The sequence below is a fragment of the Spirosoma endophyticum genome (assembly GCF_900112365.1).
GTDB classification, from domain to species: domain Bacteria; phylum Bacteroidota; class Bacteroidia; order Cytophagales; family Spirosomataceae; genus Spirosoma; species Spirosoma endophyticum.
In genome coordinates, this window is the sequence record NZ_FOLQ01000003.1 from 230,420 (window position 1) to 249,980 (window position 19,561).

Here is a 19,561-nt window from a genome sequence, read left to right on the forward strand (position 1 = left end):
CGCTATTTCAAAGCCTCAAATAGAATCTCCGCTGGATGTTTCGCTTTGCGGGATGTACCATCTTTAATCTGGTGACGGCAGGAGGTTCCGGGCGCGGCAATAATTACTTCGTCTGGCTGTTGACGTACTGTCGGGAATAAAACCAGTTCGCCTACTTTCATCGAAACGTCGTAGTGTTCAGCCTCATAACCGAATGATCCCGCCATACCGCAGCAACCGGATGGAATCAATTGCACCGTATAATTTTTAGGCAGTGACAACGCTTTCTTGCCGGGTACCTGCGACGAGACAGCCTTTTGCTGGCAGTGGCTGTGCAGCTTAACCATACGGCTTTCGTCGGTAAACTGATCCGGGTTGATACGTTTGGCATCCAGTTCACGGGCTATAAACTCCTCGAACGTCAGCGTATTTTCGGCAATGCGTCGGGCATCGGCCATCAATGATTCGCTAACCAAATCAGGGTATTCATCGCGGAAAGTTAGAATGGCCGATGGTTCCAGACCAACCAAAGGTGTTTCAGCAGTTACTACGTCTTTTAAGAGTTGAACGTTACGTTCAGCCAGTGTTTTGGCATATTTAAGCATGCCTTTTGATAGTGCTGCCCGGCCGCTCTCGCCATGTTCAGGAATCACTACGTTATAGCCCAGTCGCTCAAAAAGTTGGATCGCTTTCTGCCCAACTTCGACATCGTTGAAATTGGTAAATTCATCGCAGAAGAGAAGAATAGTGCATTGGGCAGAGGGCAGAGGGGAAGAAAGACCATGCACCTTGCTGCCTACCCCCTGCCTCCTGCCCTCTGCCCAACGCCGTAACGTCGTCTTCCCCATCAATGGCATGGTCCGATCGGGGTGAAAGCCGACCATACGGTTAGCAATCCGTCGGAGCGAGGGCGTTCCCAATATGCCATTCCAGGCCCAGGGAACAAGAGAAGCCAGACTCGACAGCCGGGCAAAATTCGCTATTAATCGAGATCGGATCGGAACACCATTCGCGTCGTAATAATGTTGTAAGAACTCGGCTTTTAACTTGGCTACGTCTACGTTCGATGGGCATTCGCTCTTACAGGCTTTGCACGATAGACATAGATCATAAACGTCTTTAATTTCTTCATGGTCGAAACGGTTTTCTTTCGGTGACCGGGTTAACATCTCCCGCAGGATGTTTGCCCGTGCCCGCGTCGTGTCTTTCTCGTCGCGGGTAGCCATGTAGCTTGGACACATCGTTCCGCCCGAAGCCTCGGTCTTACGGCAATCACCTGAGCCATTGCACTGCTCAGCATGTTGCAGTACATTCTGATCTTTATACCGAAAATAGGTCTGAAACTCTGGTGTTCGCTGGCCCGCTTCATAGCGAAGAAACGTATCCATCGGGGGCGTTTCAACAATTTTTCCGGGATTGAAAATGCCGTCTGGGTCCCAGGTATGCTTAATCTGCCGCATCAACTCGTAGTTATGCGTCCCCACCATTTGCGGGATAAACTCACCCCGTAAGCGCCCGTCACCATGTTCTCCTGACAGCGAACCGTCATACTTCTTGACCAGTGTGGCAATTTCTTGGGCAATCATCCGGTATTGCTGGTGACCTTCTTCTGTTTTAAGGTTGATGATTGGCCGCAAATGCAACTCTCCCGAACCCGCATGGGCGTAATGCACGGCATGCATGTTGTGAGCAGTAAGGATCTCATTGAAGTCACGAATAAATTCGGGCAGGTCAGCCACATCGACGGCGGTATCTTCAATAACGGCTACGGCTTTCGCATCGCCGGGGAGATTGCCCAGTAAGCCTAAACCCGCTTTCCGAAGCGTCCATATCTTCTTGGTATCTTCGCCAAACAGTAATGGGTAATGATAGCCCATACCGGCTGCCTGCATGTCGGCAATCATCTCTGTCGCCAGCGCTTCAATCTCTGCTCGCGTATTACGTGATAGATCGACGACCAAAATAATCGGGAAATGATCCGTGGGTGTTTTCTGGACGAAAAAGCTGTTTTTACGTTGTTCAGGATTTGAGTCAGCGCGCTCCAGAATGATGTCGTCAATCAGTTCAACTGCGTAAGGCTTATATTTTAGGGCCACCAATGTTGCCCGTAGCGCTTCATCAATCGAATGGCAGTGTACACAAACCAGCCCGCCTTCTGTCGGCGGTAGTGGCACTAAATTCAATTTAATTTCGGTCAGGAAACACAGCGTCCCTTCTGAACCCGCAATGAATTTCGCCACGTTAAATGGCTCTCCACCTGCCGTAAACGGTTCCATATCGAGCAACGCATCCAGCGCATAACCCGTATTACGTCGTTCGATACTTTTCTTTGGAAAGTTGCGTCGAATTTCTTCCTGATTGGCTGGGTCGGATAAGATAGCATTTGTTTTAAGCAGAATTTTGTCGGCTAGCGTTGCCGATCCATTTTTGCGGCTCGCTTCACTAACTGATTTTGTATAATCCCAGCCACTCATAGAGCCAAATTCTACTTCAGAACCGTCAGCCAGCAATGCTTTAACGGCCAGTGTGTGTTCGCGCGTGGCGCGATAGACAACGGAATTTGAGCCGCAGGAGTTGTTCCCAACCATACCGCCGATCATGGCTCGATTGGCGGTCGAGGTTTCAGGACCAAAATACAGGCCGTAAGGTTTCAAAAACTGATTTAGCTCATCACGGATGACACCAGGCTGCACCCGTACCCAGCGCTCCTCCGGATTGATTTCCAGAATCCCCGTAAAATGCTTCGATACATCGACCACAATACCACTGCCAACTACCTGGCCTGCCAGTGATGTACCCGCTGTTCGTGGAATTAATGAGGTGTTCTGTAAGCGCGCAAAAGCAATCAGCGCCTTTAGGTCATCAAGCGTTTTGGGAATAGCTACGGCGGTGGGCATTTCCCGATAAGCGGATGCATCGGTTGCATATAAAGTTCGATACGTATCGTCGTAGAAAAGGTCGCCGGATAACTGACTGGCTAAATTCTTGAGAGGTTCTGCACTCATAAAGCATGTAGACTACTTATTGCTACGTAGTCTTTAGAAATAGAGAGACAAAAATAGGTGTAAATACTACAATTTTTTTGACAGACGACTTAAAAAATGCATAAACTCTTATATTGGAAAAATCATAAATAAGTAGAAGAAGATCATAGCATAATAGCTTGACAGATAATAATAAATCACCTTGTAATTGTTGTTCCATGTCGGAATAATTCATTTTGACATAACTTATTTAAGAAATATTATGATACGATTTTGATGCTAAGTGCCCCAATTTTAACCTGACACCTCTTGTATTTTGATTATAACATGATGTAATTCGCCGAATGGTTCAAGTTTACTTTCTATAATTTCTGGTCATTTTTCTAAAATAGAGGCTCATAACGCAAACTATGGTGCCTCTATACTAGTTTAAAAGCGACAAAATACAGGGGCTAATCTTTAACCAGACAATTATTAAATAGCTAAATTTTTACTGCAAACCTATGATGGACAAATCCTACAAAATGAACCGCTTCGGTGGCTACGTAGGTCAGATTGGGAGTTCCCAATCCCAGTCATTCGGGCGGAAAGCTCTGTTCGGCTTTCTGACGATGCTGACAATGCTGCTGGTCAATTCGGTAGCGTGGGCACAAGGCACTACTGTAACAGGTAAAGTAACAGATCCAACCGGATCAGTCCTGCCAGGTGTGAGTGTGCAAATTAAAGGTACTCAGCGAGGAACGAACACGGATGCTGACGGAAAGTATTCGCTGACCAACGTTCCGGCTAATGCAACGTTGGTTCTTAGTTTTATTGGTTATACTTCGCAGGAAGTAGCTGTAGGCAATCGTTCTGTGGTAGACGTCAAATTGGCTGATGACACAAAGGCACTCGAAGAAGTAGTGGTTGTGGGCTATGGTACGGCCAAGCGGAAGGATCTGACTGGTTCTGTGGCGCAGGTGTCATCCAAAGATTTCAACCCGGGAATCAACCCCAACCCATTACAAGCCATTCAGGGTAAAGTAGCGGGTCTGGTCATTACAACTCCTTCGGGCGATCCTAACCAGCAGCCAACTGTTCGTCTGAGGGGTTATACTTCGCTGGCTGGTGGTTCTGAACCGCTTTACGTAGTTGACGGTATGATTGGTGTACCTATCAGCCAGGTGAATCCGAATGATATTGAGTCGATGGATGTGTTAAAAGATGCATCAGCGGCTGCCATCTATGGTTCGCGGGCTGCAAACGGGGTAATTATCGTTACGACCAAGCGTGGTAAGTCAGGCCAGTCTACGGTTACGTTCAACAACTATGTAGGGATCGAAACCATTTCGAAACGACTTGACCTGCTTGATGGACCCAGCTACATTAACGCGGTAACCCAAATCAAAGGGGCTTCGGCTCTGAGTGACCAGCAGCGTTTCCCGAAAGATGCCAACGGTAACTACTACAATACCAACTGGATTGACCAGGTTACGCGTACAGCGATTACAAACAATCACAATATCGCTGTATCGGGTGGTTCGCAGTCGTTTAGTTACCGTGGATCGGTTGACTACCTCAACCAGCAGGGTATCGTTAAAAATACTGGTTTTAACCGTATTATCGGTCGCGTCAACCTAGACCAGAAAGCGCTGGACAATCGTCTGAACGTTCAGTATAATCTGCAATACACGCGCACGAATCAGCTCTTTTCTGACAATGGTATTCTGCGTCGTGCGGCTCAGTTCCTGCCTACGCTACCCGTTCGGTACACAGACCCGACTAGTTTGACTAACAATCTTGGTGGCTATGCCGAAGTAGGTGGTGCGTTTGATTTGAATAACCCGGTTGCCATGCAGGAGAACGCAACCAACAATGGTACGCGTAATACCGCCATCCTGGGGACTAATCTTCGCTACGAAATCATCGATGGTCTGACATTTGGGGTGAACGCTCAGTTACAGAGTGATCAAACCAACAATAACTACGTAACGAACCCTGCTGTTAAAGCCTATGCTGGTAACAATGGCCGGGCTGAGCGTCGTCAGTACAACACGTTGAACCAACTACTTGAAACGACGCTTACTTATAACCGGAACCTCGGTACAACCAGTAATTTATCGGTACTGGGCGGCTATTCGTTTCAGCAATTAGACAATGATGGATTTGCCGCTGCGAACAGCGCGTTTGTAACGACAGCAACTGGCTTCAACAACTTAGGTTTAGGAAGCGGTACGTTGATCTACCCAAGTAATACCTTTGCTAACTCGTACAGAAACCAGAGCAAGCTGATCTCTTTCTTTGGTCGGGCAACGGTTAATTTGGTCGACAGGTACAACGTAACAGCTACAGTGCGTCGGGATGGTAGCTCTAAATTTGGAGCAAACAACAAATGGGGTGTATTCCCCTCCATCGCTGCTGGCTGGAACATTACGAATGAGTCGTTCTTTCCCAAGTCAAACGTGCTGAACTTCCTGAAGTTACGGGCGGGCTGGGGCCAAACCGGAAACTCTGAAGGGATCAACCCATATACATCAACTCAGCTGTACGGTCAGAAAGGTACGTACTATGATGGAACTGTAGGAGACTTCCTGCCAGGTTATGGTATCACGCAGAACGCTAACCCTAACCTGAGATGGGAAGTAGTAGGGCAAACAAACGTAGGGATCGACTTCCAGATGTTTAGCAACCGCTTTTCGGGATCGATTGAATATTATAATAAGCTGACAAACGATATGCTTTATAATATCAACGTACCAGCGGATGGCATAAACTACTTTGCCAATACTATTCTGGCTAACATCGGTAGTATGCGCAACAGCGGATTCGAGATTTCGTTTGGTGGAGACATTATCAAAAAAGGTGGCTTCAGCTGGAATGCCCGCATCGTAGGATCTTACAACAAGAACAGAATTGTGTCGCTATCGAACGACCAGTTCAATATTGGTCAGGTACGATTCAATCCGTTTAGTGGTAGGGGTTTGTCTGATGTGTATGCGTCGATCCTGACAGTAGGACGTCCATTAGGGGAATTCAACAACGTACCGACCTTTGCTGGTAATTACAATTCGGACGGTCAGCCACTATTACGGCCAGCCTCGGGGGATACACCAACGCCAAGCGTAGCGCTGGCTGATGCCGCTGCCGCTATTACCGCTGGTAACCCGATCAATCAGGGTAATCCACAGCCATTTCTGAATGGTTCGTTTATCAATACGTTCCGGTATAAGAACTTTGATCTGAACTTCCTGTTACGTGGTGTATTTGGTAACAAAATTCTGAACAATACCCGTTCGAACTATATGATCCCAGGATCTATTCTGGAGACCAACATGCTACGTGATGTAACGACGCTACCAAATAACTATGGTGTTAACGTCTTGTCAACGAACTGGATTGAGAGTGGTACGTTTGTGCGTTTGAACAACTGGCAGATTGGCTACAATGTACCCGTCAAACCGAATAAGTATTTCTCTGGCGCCCGGGTTTATGCAGGAGGTAACAATTTGTTTGTAATTACAGCCTATAAAGGCATCGATCCTGAATTACAGGCATCTGGAAGCTTACCCTCAAACAACACGAACGGATTGGTATCGAACCCAGCCTCAAATGGTGTAACGACGGGGAACCTGCCAATCGGCCAGGCACCTAATCCAGTAGGTTTGGATGACGCAAATGCAGGTTTCTATCCAAAAACGCGTACGTTCCAGTTAGGTTTGAATCTGACGTTCTAAGGCTAGGCATTCACAAACCGAGAAAATTAATAGGTACTTGGTTTGTGAATGCTTCGTTAGAATCTTATGAACAAAGTGCTATAAAGATCTAATTCAAAAAGAAATGAAAACTATTAGTATAAAAGTCATGATGGGCTGCGCAGCGTTGCTACTAGCTGGGCAATCCTGTACAGACTTGACCGAAAAAACGTTTGATGTACTGCCTACATCAGGAGATTTCGGCTCTACACAGGCTCAGCGGGATGCCTTGATTGGGCCGCTCTACAATGGTCTTGGTGATTATTGGAGCAACATGACCGACTTGAACACAACGACAGATGAACAAATCGTGCCTACCCGTGGGGGCGACTGGAAAGATGGCGACAAGTGGGTTCGCTACTATACCCATACGTGGGACCCTGTTACGGATAACAGCGTGTTTAATGATCGCTGGAACTGGTGCTACAACAATATTACGGCTATTAACCAACAGTTAGGAAAGCTTACTGATGCCACTGGTATCGCTGAGTTGAAAACGTTGCGGGCATTTTTCCACTACCAGGCAATGGACCTGTTTGGTAATGTTATCATTGCTAACCAGTTGGGCGGAGCTTCGCCACAGCAGAGTACGCGTGCTCAGGTATTTTCCTTTGTTGAAAAGGAATTGCTGGATAATCGCGCAACGTTGTCAAGTACAGTAGGGGGACCCAATTACGGCCGTATGAATAAGTACGTATCGGATATGATCCTGGCTAAACTGTATTTGAACGCGCAAGTGTATACGGGTACTCCACGCTGGAGGGATGCCGTTACTCGCCTGGATACGATCATTAACTCAGGTAAGTTCACACTGGCTTCTGATTTCCTGAGCAACTTTACGACGCAGAACCAGGGTTCTCCAGAAACTATTCTGGCTACGCCGTTCAGCAGTACTAAACGTACAGGATTTCGCCCACAAATGTCGACACTTCACTATTTACATTCGTTGACGTATAATCTTGGACAGCAACCCTGGAATGGATTTTGTGCCGTGACCGAGTTCTATAACTCATTTGACGACAAAGATGCCCGTAAGAAAATGTGGCTTGTTGGGCCTCAATACAAAGCGGACGGCACTCCTTTAATTGATGATTCGCAGCCTGTGGTGCTTAATCCCGACGTGACAACCCTCTCCTACACGGCAGGTTATGTCGGTCGGTCGGCAGGTGCCCGTAGCGCAAAATATCAAATTCAGCGGAACAATTTTACTACGGACTCGTGGCAGGACAATGATTTCATCATCTACCGCTTGGGCGATGCTTACCTGATGCGGGCTGAAGCTAACCTGCGTCTTGGCAATGTAGCAACTGCCGTTACGGATGCTAACATCATTCGGGCTCGTGCTGGTATGACTGCTTACACAGCGACTACACTTACACTGAATGAAATGCTGGCTGAACGGGGTCGCGAGCTAGCCTGGGAAATGCACCGTCGGCAAGACCTTATCCGATTCGGTCAGTACACGAAGGCATGGCGTCTGAAAGGTGCTTCGCAGGACTATCGGACACTGTTTCCAATTCCGAGAGATCAGATATCACTTAACCCAAACCTGAAGCAAAATCCTGGGTATTGATTCATCGGATTTTAATTAAAAAAGCAAGCTCTACAGGGCTTGCTTTTTTAGTTTACAGGCTGATTAAAAGCTTATTAATTAGCAAAAAAGGACTAAATGATGTAGATGATTCGTTATATTTGTAGTCCCTTATCGATTGAGGCTTCCTGAATGCTCCGTTTGCTTTCGCTTCAATATAGTTTGTTTCTCATCTACTTGTGCTAATGCGTATTAGTTTGATTGTTCTGATGGCGGGCTTGTTGGCTGGTTGTCATTTCGGGCAACAAAGTTCATCTGATTCACTTTTTAAAAAATTGTCAGCCGACGAAACGCACATCAATTTCACCAATACAGTTGCTGATTCAAAAGAGCTTAATATTTTTAACTACCGTAATTTCTACCACGGTGGTGGTGTAGCCATTGGTGATGTTAACAACGACGGGTTATCCGATGTGTTTCTGATCGCCAACATGGGCGATAATAAATTGTATCTAAACAAAACGGTTTCGGGGCAGGAGTCCTTTCAGTTTGATGATATAACCGCAAAAGCCGGAGTAGCCGGAAAGCGGGCCTGGAGTACGGGTGCTACGTTTGTGGATGTCAACGGGGATGGTCGCCTGGATTTATATGTCTGTAACGCAGGAAATCAGCCGGGCGACGATCGCGCTAACGAGCTCTTTATCAATAATGGCAATGATGCCAGTGGTGTTCCTACCTTTACGGAGCGAGCCGCTGAGTACGGTCTGAACGACAAGGGCTACTCTACCCATGCGGCTTTCTTCGACTACGATCGCGACGGCGATCTCGATATGTACCTGCTTAACAATAGTTTCCTGCCCGTTGAGCGGCTATCTTATGCCAATATACGGGATCAGCGCGACTCGCTGGGCGGTCACAAATTATTCCGTAACTGGACGGTAGAGCGAGGTACGGGTAAAGCAGCTACTTCTACCATCTTTACGGACGTGTCGGAAAAGGCAGGTATCTATGGGAGCTTGATCGGCTTCGGTCTGGGTATTACGATCGGCGATGTAAACGAGGATAATTGGCCCGACATATACATTTCCAACGATTTCTACGAACGCGATTACCTCTACATCAACAACCACGACGGCACGTTTCGGGAGTCGATAAAAGATGCGATGCCACACATTAGTCTGTCATCAATGGGAGCTGATGTGGCCGACGTGAACAACGATGGTAAGCTCGACATCTTTGTGACGGATATGCTTCCCGGCAACGACCAGCGGTTGAAAAGAACCTCGACTTTTGAAAGTCACGATTTGGAGCAGATTAAGCTGAGTCGTGATTTCCATTACCAGTTCATGCAGAACATGCTGCATCTGAACGAAGGTAATCAGCCGGACAACAAGGGCCTTCCCGTTTTTAGTGATGTAGCTCGCTTCTCAGGGGTTGATGCTACAGACTGGAGCTGGGGAGCATTGATATTCGATATGGACAATGACGGTCTCAAAGACATATTTGTTGCCAATGGAATTGCTAAAGACGTAACCAATCAGGACTTCATTAATTTTCTGGGCAACCGTGAAAACATGGCTCAGATTGCCCGGCAGGGTGGAGTCAATTTCAAGGAGCTCATGGATAAAGCGCCCTCGGAAGCGGTGCCTAATTACGCCTTTCATAACGACGGAAACTTGCAGTTCACCAATAAAGCACTCGATTGGGGGCTATCCGAACCTGATTTTTCAAATGGGGCTGCTTACGGTGATTTAGATAATGATGGTGACCTGGATTTGATTGTAAACAACGTCAATTCGCCCGTTGCTGTCTATAAAAATCAATCGACGGAGCAACACAAGAGCAACTACCTTAAAGTAAAACTGAAAGGACAGGGCTTCAATCAGAACGCTATCGGGACGAAAGTGCTCGTTTTCCAGTCGGGAGATTCGACGGGGACGCGGATGCAATTGCTACAGCAGATGCCGAATCGGGGATTTCAATCGTCCGTTGATTTAAACATGGTGTTCGGTTTGGGCAATCTGCCGAAAATCGATTCGGTTGTGGTGGTGTGGCCCAATGATAAAATGCAGACCATCCAGCATCCTAAAGAGAATCAATTGCTAACAATTCGTCAGCAGGATGCCAACCAGTTTTGGAAACCATCGTCTGTTGCGTCAAAGGCTGTCTTTCAGGATAACACACTTGCCTCGGGGCTTACTTACGTGCACCAGGAAAGCGCTTTTGTCGATTACAACCGTGATCCGCTGTTGAAGCAACAATTCTCTACGCAGGGCCCGGCAATGGCTACCGGTGACGTAAACGGCGATGGGCTGGACGATGTGTTCTTTGGTGGAGCCAGTGGACAGACGCATCATCTGTTTGTTCAGCAGGCGGGTGGTAAGTTCAGTGACAAAACGCCAGCGGCTATAAAGCAGGATACCACCTACGAAGCAGTGGACGCGGTTTTTTTCGATGCCGATGGCGATAAGGATCTGGATTTATATGTCGTTTCGGGAAGCAACGAGTTCGGTGCCGATGCGGATGAATTACTGGATCGGTTGTACCTGAACGATGGAAAAGGCGGATTCATCCGTTCTGAAACGAATCTGCCCAACTTGAAAGCCAGTGGTTCGTGTGTGGCCGCTGCCGACTACGACCACGACGGCGACATTGACTTATTCGTAGGCTCCCGAATGATTACGGGTCAGTACGGCGTCAATCCGGCCAGCTATCTGCTGACCAACGATGGTACCGGGAATTTTAAAAACTACACCAAGCGATTTCTGCCCGAAGTGGATCAACTCGGCATGGTTACGGCTGCCACTTGGGCCGATCTTAACGGCGACAACTATCCGGAATTGCTGGTTGTTGGCGATTGGGAACCCATACGCGTGTTTGAAAACAAGCGTGGTAAGCTGAACCATACACCACCTGAACTGGCAATCGCTAATGCCAGCGGAGAAGCGCTGAAAACCAATGGCTGGTGGAATTGCATAACGGCAGGCGATGCCGATGGGGATGGTGATCTGGATTTGGTTGTTGGAAACCTGGGACGTAATTCACGCATCCGGGCAACCCAGACAGTACCTGCTGAACTCTACACTGGCGATTTTGACCACAATGGCACGATGGAGCAAATTATCAACTGTGCCGATGAAACGGGGGAGTTGTACCCGATGGTGCTGAAGCATGATTTGCAAAAAGAAATGCCGAGCATCAAAAAGAAGTACGTGAAGTACAACGATTACGCTGGCAAAAAAATCGGTGATCTGCTGGACGAAGATCAACTGAAACAGGCCATTGTCAAGCAATCGTTTATGAGCAGCTCGGTGCTGTTGGTCAACGATGGAAAAGGGAAGCTGACGTTACAGGTGCTGCCTGCTGAAGCGCAGTTTTCGCCGATGTGCAACGCAACCTTTCTGGATTATGATAGCGATGGCCGGATGGATATGGTTTTAGCGGGTAATTTCTTCGATGTTCTGCCTGAAATTGGCCGCTACGACGCCAGTTATGGAGTCGTTCTGCGTAATAAAGGGAAAGCATCTAAAGGAACAATTGCGTATGAATCGATCAATCCGGCCGCGTCGGGATTCTTTGTGCGGGGGCAGGTTCGACGCATGGCACGCCTTGCGCAGGGGCAACTTATTCTGGCTAAGAATAACGATCGAGCTCAGGTATTCAGGTTGAAACAACCACCGTCAGCGAATAAGAAACCGCTGTAATGCTATCAACATTGACTTTAATGCCCTAGCTGGTCAGCTTATAAACGCTGATATATTGGAAGCCAGGTCGATAATTTGCCTACCATGAAACGTATTAATTTATTTCTGATAGCCAGCACGATAATGTTGGCAAGTTGTAATCCATTTCGCACAGAAAAACCGCTTTTTCAGACTCTTGACTCAACCAAAACCGGGGTCGGTTTTGTAAATCACGTTGTAGGAACCGATAAGCTTAATATTCTTGACTACCTCTATTTTTACAATGGTGGTGGCGTTTCGGCAGGCGACATTAACAACGACGGTCTTACGGATTTGTACTTTGTTTCAAATCAGGGAAAGAATAAACTATATCTGAATAAAGGCAACTTTACGTTTGAAGACGTAACGGCTAAAGCTGGTGTCGAAGGATTTGCCGATTGGCAAACGGGTTCGACAATGGCCGATATAAACGGCGATGGCTTTCTGGATATCTACGTTTGCGCTGTAGGTAATTTTCGCGGCTTGGAAGGCTCCAATGAATTATATATTAACAATGGTGACGGAACATTTGCCGAAAAAGCCGCTGATTATGGGCTGGATTTTACTGGATTTTCGACGCAGGCCGCCTTTTTTGATTACGATCACGACGGTGATCTGGACTGTTATTTGCTCAATCACGCCGTTCATACGTCCCGGAGCTATGACCGCGTAACGGCCAGAAATCTTCGTCATAATGAGTCGGGCGATTATTTCTACGAGAATCAGCTTATAGCCAAAACTGGAAAAGCTCCCGCTGGCAAGGTGACACGCTTTGTCAACGTTAGCGAAAAAGCGGGCATATTCGGCGCTGCGATGGGCTATGGTCTGGGCATCTCGGTTGCCGATCTGAACAACGATGGCTGGGAAGACATCTATATCTCGAACGATTTTCACGAGGATGATTATTACTACGTTAATAATCAGAATGGTACGTTTACGGAGAGTATAAAGAAAGCCTTTCAGCATACCAGCCGCTTCTCGATGGGGAATGACATTGCCGATGTCAATAATGATGGCTTTGCCGATGTTGTTACGCTCGATATGTATCCCGAAGATGAAACGATTGAAAAGTCATCGCTTGGTGAAGATCCATTCGATATCTACCTGTATAAGTTGTCTTTTGGGTACATGAACCAGTACAGCCGGAATTGTCTCCAGCTAAATATGTCCGGCAAGAAGTTCATGGATATTGGGGCTATGTCGGGCGTAGCGGCTACCGACTGGAGCTGGTCACCCCTGCTCGCTGATTATGATAACGATGGTATTAAGGATCTGTTCATTACAAACGGAATCGTACATCGCCCGAATAACCTCGATTATGCGAAGTTTGCTGCCGATGATTCCCTGCGTTACGCCATGGAAACATCCCATTCGCTCGACGAGCGGGCCACGAAATTGATGCCCGAAGGAAAAGTGCACAATTATTTGTACCGCGGAACGTCTTCGTTGCGATTCGAAGATAAATCAATCGCCTGGGGCTTCGAAACACCCAATTATTCGAACGGTGCTGCCTATGCCGACCTCGATAACGACGGTGATCTGGATCTGATCACGAACAACATTGATAGCCCTGCCGGATTGTATCGTAATGATGCAAACAATATGTTTCCAGCTAATAAATACCTGACGGTTAAATTGAGAGGTGACGCGCTGAATACGTTTGGCATGGGTGCCAAGCTGTTGGTAAAGTATAGCGACACGACCCAAATGCAGCAACTTATGTCGACTCGTGGCTTCGAATCATCGGTAGCGCCAGAATTACTGTTCGGGTTGGGTAAACGTTCCGTTGTTGATTCGCTGATCGTAATATGGCCAAATCAGCAAATGGAAGTTCGCAGAAATGTAAAAGTCAATCAGACGATAACGCTTCGACAGGCCGATGCTAAACTCGATGGCACCAACTACCACTATGGCGTAATCGCGACCCAACCGCTCTTTACTGATGTTACGTCGATAGACTCCATTCCTTATAAGCATCAGGAAAATAAAGTGTATTTTGACTTTGTCCGCGAGCCGTTGATGCCGTTTCAGGTTTCGGCCGAAGGACCACATCTGGCACTGGGGGATGTTAACGGCGATGGTTTGGAGGATATGTATGCTGGCGGAGCTAAATGGAAACCGGGGAATTTGCTGGTGCAACAACCAAACGGTACGTTCAAGGTCAGTCCTCAAGCCGCTTTTGTCATTGATTCAACGTATGAAGATGTCGATGCCGCTTTCTTCGACGCTGATGGCGATAAGGATCTGGATTTATACGTAGTATCAGGTGGCAATGAGTTCTACGGAAACATGACGGGGCAGTTCGACCGCCTTTATGTAAATGACGGAAAGGGAAACTTTAGCCGTTCGGCGAATGCGTTGCCACCGATGTTTGATAACAAGAGTTGCGTTCGTCCCTGCGATATTGACCGCGACGGCGACCTCGATCTATTCGTTGGCGGGCGTGTGGTGGGTTTTGGGTATGGCAAATCGCCGAACTCCTATTTGCTCATCAATAACGGGAAAGGTCAGTTCTCGGATCAAACAGAAAAATTGTCGACTGGTCTGCGAAAAGCAGGCATGATTACGGACGCTGTCTGGACCGATTACGATGGCGACAAAGACCTCGATCTGATTTTGGCGGGCGACTGGATGCCGATCCGAATTTTTGCGAATGGTAACGGTAAATTCGAAGAAGTCTCCCCAATCACGACCGATAATACGCCATTGAATGGCTTTTATCAACGTATTATCGCTGCGGATTTCGATGGTGACGGTGACGTTGACCTGATGGCGGGTAACCTTGGTACAAACACCAAATTTCGTAAAACACCGGATTCGCAGTTGCGGATGTGGATAAAAGATGTCGATAATAACCAGAGCACCGAGCCAATCATTGCTTACAATCGTGAAAAAAAATGGTATCCACTCGCCTTTAAAGACGAGTTAGGCAAGCAAATACCGAGCATCATCAACAAACGCTTTACCGACTACGTATCGTTTGCGGGAAAGACTATGGATGATGTTTTCACGTCCGACGATCTGAAAGGAGCGGAGGAGTTTACGGTCAACCAGTTTGCATCCGTTTACCTGGAAAATCAGGGGGGGCGTGAGCCAAAGTTTGTTGTACGTGAACTGCCTATGCTGGCCCAGGTTTCGAAATTGTTTGCCCTGCAAGCGCTGGACATTGATCACGATGGTGACCTTGACGTAGTGGGCGGTGGAAATCTATCCGGCGTTAGTACGTATCAGGGACGTTATGATGCTAGCTATGGTCTGGTGCTACGTAACAATGGCCGACGTGGCGCCTATAAGGCCGGGACTGGCGAAGCACAATTCACGGCGTTGTCACCAATTGACTGCGGTTTTCTGCTTAATGGCGAAATTCGCGACATTCGACCGGTGAAAACTGCACAGGGGACCTTGATCGTAGTCGCTCGAAACGGGGCTGGCTTGCAGGTGTTCAAGCCGTTAGGGGTGAAGTAAGCTTTGCTTTAAGTTTAAGTTGGTGTTGCAATTCCACTAATTTTGCGAATACCGATAGCCGTAAGTCGGTACGTTACTTTTTAACTTGGTTCTTATTCTATGAAACCTTCGCTTCGCTTGGGCTATATACTCGCTCTCCTGCTGGTAATGGCGGCTGGTTGCAAGAAACCTGCTTCACCTGCCGAATACAATGCTAAAGCTGCCAACGTAGAGAATTACAACTCAGCCTTGAATAAACTGACGCAAGTCATTATTCATGATATTTTTTCGCCCCCTGTGGCCAGTCGAATTTATTCATACGCTAATCTGGCGGGTTATGAGGCTTTAGTGCCCTTCAACGCGAACTATGAGTCGTTGGGTGGTAAACTGAAGCGATTTCAGGTTGGTCCAAAGCCAGAGGCTGGGAAAGAATATTGTTTTCCGCTGGCCAGTGTTCGGGCTTTTCTGACGGTTGCGCGTGCCTTAACATTTTCGGTTGATTTCTATGACGAATTTGAGAAGCCGTTCTATGAGCAATATAAAAAAGACGGTGTTCCTGAGGATGTATATGAGCGATCAATGGCGTATGGAGAAGCCGTTGCCAAGCATGTATTGGATTATGGTGCCAAGGATAATTATAAACAAACACGAGGCTTCAAACACACGATTACAAACGAGGAAGGCACATGGGTACCAACACCGCCAGCCTACATGGATGCCGCCGAGCCTCAATGGAATAAGCTACGTTGCTGGGCCATGGATACGTGCAACCAATTTATGCCACCCCGGCCATTTCCCTACAGCCTAGTAAAAGGAAGTCCTTACGAAAAAGAACTCGATGAAGTCTATCAGGCCGGTAAAAGTCTTGACAAGACGAAACAGGATATTGCCTATTTCTGGGATGACAACGCCTTTGTGATGAACGTAGCGGGACACGTTATGTATGCAAGTAAAAAAATGACGCCAGGGGGGCATTGGCTGGCAATTGCACAGACTGTTGCCCGGCAGAAAAAGCTAGACATGATGCATACCGTTGAAGCATACACGCTTACTTCTTTTGCGTTAAGTGATGGCTTTATTTCTTGCTGGGACGAAAAATACAGAAGCAAAACGATCAGACCTGAAACCGTCATCAATAAATCCATTGATCCAAAATGGACGCCATTTCTGCAAACGCCCCCGTTTCCTGAATACCCTAGTGGCCATAGTGTTATATCGACGGCAGCTGCTACAGTACTTACTGAATTAATTGGTGATAATATCGCTTTTACTGACTCAACCGAATTTCAGTATGGGCATGGTGTCCGGTCGTTCTCGTCATTTCGAAATGCGGCTGATGAGGCCTCGATTAGCCGTCTTTACGGCGGCATTCATTATCGGTCGGCCCTGGTCAATGGTCAGATCGAGGGAGAGAAAGTTGGCAAATGGGTAATTGAAAAAATTCATTCTCGCAAATCTGGCTTAGCCAGCCGATAGTTGTTAAAAGCTAATTAAAAAATCCCCTCTTTTCAAAAGCGGGGATTTTTTTTGGTAACTGGCAAGTCGTAAACTTATTCCTAAATTTTATCCATGATACTACGTATACGTCTGATACTACTCGGTACGCTTCTGATGTTCAGCCTGCAGGCATGGGCTCAAACTGCAAAAACCGATACGACACATAAACAGCCAGATAAGGTTGCTCAGTCGTACTATTTGATAAGCCGATCCTCCGAAGATTCGTCGCGGTCGATTTTTAATTTTAAAGCGGCTCCCATCTATGTCCGCACTACACCTTTTTCGATTTATACAGGAGCTGGAAATCCGCGGGACCGTATTGCGCAGAGTATTGAAATTGGTAAGTCATTCAATGTAATCGATCTGGGCGTTGCTTTCGGTCGTAATTCACTACGTCCTGATTCTACGCTCTTTCTGGAAGGCAGAGTCACCATGGACGTAGCGAACTATGGCATTTTTGCGAATGAGATGACTATTGGAGCGGGCCGGGTTTTCGACAAACAAGGAAGCCTTATGCTCGAATTAACCTACAGTATCATTGCACAGGTTGCTCCTCGTCTGGGTATTGGTCTCACAACAGGGTACTACGACTTTAGTAATGAAGTAACGGATAGTTCTAAAACATTTTACGGTATCTACCTGCGTTTTGGCATTATGCGAACGGACTCTGGTGGCTTGCTGGGAGGAGGTGCACGTGGTCGGGGAAGACCTGTTCGGATTGGGCGTCCACATAGGCACGGGCGTTAAGCTCTGGCAATGAATTGGTTCTGTCGTGTTTTAATGTTGATGATAACGGACGCGCGTTGAAATAGGTCGTTTTCCCGGAATGAAATAAGCGTAACGGATTCATGGTTATGTATGAGCAGGGGATTAAATCCACGAAGACTAGAAAATATCGCCTTAATGTAGTTGGCTCAGTGTCGCCAACCACCCACACCGCTGATCTATAAAACGAAGCCGAGCTGCTGGCACTTTTTACTGCAATTGAACGTATTTAGCGACTCCTTGTGCGACACAAGGCCGAGAGATTTTTTAGCAAATGGCCTACTATATAAGCTGCTCAGGAGTTAGGCATGCCAGCTTATCCTGAATGGGAATTTACAGCTGACAATAGTCCAAATTTGAAATTCCCGGATGGTGTGACTACAGAAAGTCGCGCCTTCGAAGGCGTACTCCGACATTAAGCTACTGGCCTATTCGCGTTTTAATGGCAGAAGAGCTAATATGTGAAGAATTATAAGCCGAATGAAGTACCACCTTTTGGGGTATTGGCTGAAACGGTTGAGAGAAAATCTTATTTCGCTAAAGGAGCGGACTGTGTGTTGCAGGCCGTTTTGAATGGTTTTGGTGGGATAAAGATTATCGATAGCGGCAGTACAAATCTTAAAAAGAAACTGCTAAAGATGGAGAAGTCGTTCAGAAGTAAAGGCGTCGGGCTTCAAAGAAAGACATTTCATTCAGGTACAATAAAAAAGCAGTTTACAGTAAGTTGCTGCAAACCCGTTTGTTAGCCCGCAAGCTAGTGTAAACTGCTTTTAGATTTTACCATTGTGCAATTGGCAAATGAGCCGATTGAAGTTCCAGTTCAACATCTTTTGAGCTAATTGCCATCTTGTTTAACGAAATATAAATGGCCTTGACTGCATTTTCAATGCGCTCCCAGCCTTCTTCACTTCTTAAATCAATGCTAATCATGGTGCGATCATTCTGAGCCATGATGGTCAGGTAGGTCATTGCACCAAGTATTACTGCCGAAATAGCTTCGGTGTCGGCTCCTTTGACGAAAGAAAGCTGGCGAACTAAACGCGTCATTTCTTCATCCTGTGCTCGAGCTGTTGTTTCAGCAATAGAGTCATTCTCAATAACGCTTGCTTTAAGCACTTCGCGGGCAGTCTTAAACGTACGGAAATACCGATAGGTCTGAATAACTTGCCGATACCATATGCGGGCTACATCAGATTCGTGTAACGGGCGAATTTGATCTAACAGAGCGGGGGTAAAGACAGGAAATAACTTACCCATTTTTACATAATATTCCAGCAGGCCTTCCATACCACCAAAATACCGGTAAATCAATACTTTACTGACATCCGCTTTCTCGGCCACGCGATTGACGCCAACACCCTCCAAGCCACGTTCTGCAATTACTTCTTCTAATGCTTCGACAATCCGTTGCGTGGTTTTTGCGCGGTTTCGCCTGACTTTTTCATCTTTCTCCATAATAGCGATGTGCTTTATTATTTGTAATTCAAATACGCGTTGTTCCTTTGACTATAATTATCGCTGAAAGTCACTTTAGTGAACACTTTTTAATTAATATATCGCACTTTGACTACTAATAAATTAATAGGTAACTATGCTGTCCGTTCAACTAAACGAATCTGGTACTTACCAAACGTACTAATAGCACTATATGGACTTGTTTCAGATTGATAAAGTTACTTATAATGAGGTATTTATCCAAATATGTTTGCACAACTTACTATTTAGATAGTTCATGTAATCAAATAGTTAGAAACTAAGAAAAATTATCATCTTAATTAGTCTCTTATTTCTAGCTATTTTTAGACAGGTAGTATATAAATCCGTTTTTAAGCATGAGAAGAAACAGGCAAGTTTTATAAGGCGATTAGCTTTTATACATTCCTTTTCTATCAATGTTGCCAAACTATG

Annotated in this window: 8 protein-coding genes; 6 read left to right on the forward strand and 2 right to left on the reverse strand. The window is 46.6% G+C overall.

The annotated features are described in order from the left end of the window. Nucleotides 1–2: 2 nt before the first annotated feature. On the reverse strand, nucleotides 3–2,984 hold the full coding sequence (locus BM202_RS10040; protein WP_093825542.1) for an FAD-binding and (Fe-S)-binding domain-containing protein: 2,982 nt from the start codon (nucleotides 2,982–2,984) through the stop codon (nucleotides 3–5). A gap of 482 nt (nucleotides 2,985–3,466) precedes the next feature. Here BM202_RS10040 and BM202_RS10045 point away from each other — a divergent pair, with 482 nt between their 5' ends. The 6 genes from BM202_RS10045 to BM202_RS10070 all read left to right on the forward strand — a co-directional run bounded on the left by BM202_RS10045 (nucleotide 3,467) and on the right by BM202_RS10070 (nucleotide 17,635). After that, nucleotides 3,467–6,676, forward strand: a complete 3,210-nt coding sequence (locus BM202_RS10045) for a SusC/RagA family TonB-linked outer membrane protein (protein ID WP_093825544.1) — start codon at nucleotides 3,467–3,469, stop codon at nucleotides 6,674–6,676. A gap of 103 nt (nucleotides 6,677–6,779) precedes the next feature. Further along, nucleotides 6,780–8,267: a RagB/SusD family nutrient uptake outer membrane protein gene (locus BM202_RS10050; RefSeq protein ID WP_093825546.1), complete on the forward strand. Its 1,488-nt coding sequence runs from the start codon at nucleotides 6,780–6,782 to the stop codon at nucleotides 8,265–8,267. A 203-nt stretch (nucleotides 8,268–8,470) separates the two neighbouring features. Next, the gene (locus BM202_RS10055; protein WP_093825548.1) at nucleotides 8,471–11,929 is read left to right on the forward strand and encodes a VCBS repeat-containing protein; all 3,459 of its coding nucleotides are present in this window, start codon (nucleotides 8,471–8,473) and stop codon (nucleotides 11,927–11,929) included. Nucleotides 11,930–12,013: 84 nt separating this feature from the next. Continuing rightward, a complete protein-coding gene (locus tag BM202_RS10060; protein ID WP_093825550.1) occupies nucleotides 12,014–15,412 on the forward strand; it encodes a VCBS repeat-containing protein in 3,399 nt (1,132 codons plus the stop codon). A 99-nt stretch (nucleotides 15,413–15,511) separates the two neighbouring features. Beyond that, nucleotides 15,512–16,867, forward strand: coding sequence for a vanadium-dependent haloperoxidase (locus tag BM202_RS10065; protein ID WP_093825552.1), 1,356 nt, complete (start codon nucleotides 15,512–15,514; stop codon nucleotides 16,865–16,867). A gap of 93 nt (nucleotides 16,868–16,960) precedes the next feature. Further along, nucleotides 16,961–17,635: a hypothetical protein gene (locus BM202_RS10070; RefSeq protein ID WP_245776607.1), complete on the forward strand. Its 675-nt coding sequence runs from the start codon at nucleotides 16,961–16,963 to the stop codon at nucleotides 17,633–17,635. Between the two features lie 795 nt (nucleotides 17,636–18,430). On the opposite strand, the gene BM202_RS10080 is transcribed toward BM202_RS10070, so the two are convergent. Next, nucleotides 18,431–19,108 carry a TetR/AcrR family transcriptional regulator gene (locus BM202_RS10080; RefSeq protein WP_093825556.1) on the reverse strand — a complete coding sequence of 226 codons (678 nt, stop codon included), beginning with the start codon at nucleotides 19,106–19,108 and terminating at the stop codon, nucleotides 18,431–18,433. Between the last annotated feature and the right edge of the window lie 453 nt (nucleotides 19,109–19,561).

Bases quoted from the DNA above. Each gene is read 5' to 3' on its own strand.
- BM202_RS10040 (WP_093825542.1), bottom strand. From the start codon at position 2,984: ATGAGTGCAGAACCTCTCAAGAATTTAGCCAGTCAGTTATCCGGCGAC.
- BM202_RS10060 (WP_093825550.1), top strand. From the start codon at position 12,014: ATGAAACGTATTAATTTATTTCTGATAGCCAGCACGATAATGTTGGCA.
- BM202_RS10080 (WP_093825556.1), bottom strand. From the start codon at position 19,108: ATGGAGAAAGATGAAAAAGTCAGGCGAAACCGCGCAAAAACCACGCAA.
- BM202_RS10065 (WP_093825552.1), top strand. From the start codon at position 15,512: ATGAAACCTTCGCTTCGCTTGGGCTATATACTCGCTCTCCTGCTGGTA.
- BM202_RS10045 (WP_093825544.1), top strand. From the start codon at position 3,467: ATGATGGACAAATCCTACAAAATGAACCGCTTCGGTGGCTACGTAGGT.
- BM202_RS10070 (WP_245776607.1), top strand. From the start codon at position 16,961: ATGATACTACGTATACGTCTGATACTACTCGGTACGCTTCTGATGTTC.
- BM202_RS10055 (WP_093825548.1), top strand. From the start codon at position 8,471: ATGCGTATTAGTTTGATTGTTCTGATGGCGGGCTTGTTGGCTGGTTGT.
- BM202_RS10050 (WP_093825546.1), top strand. From the start codon at position 6,780: ATGAAAACTATTAGTATAAAAGTCATGATGGGCTGCGCAGCGTTGCTA.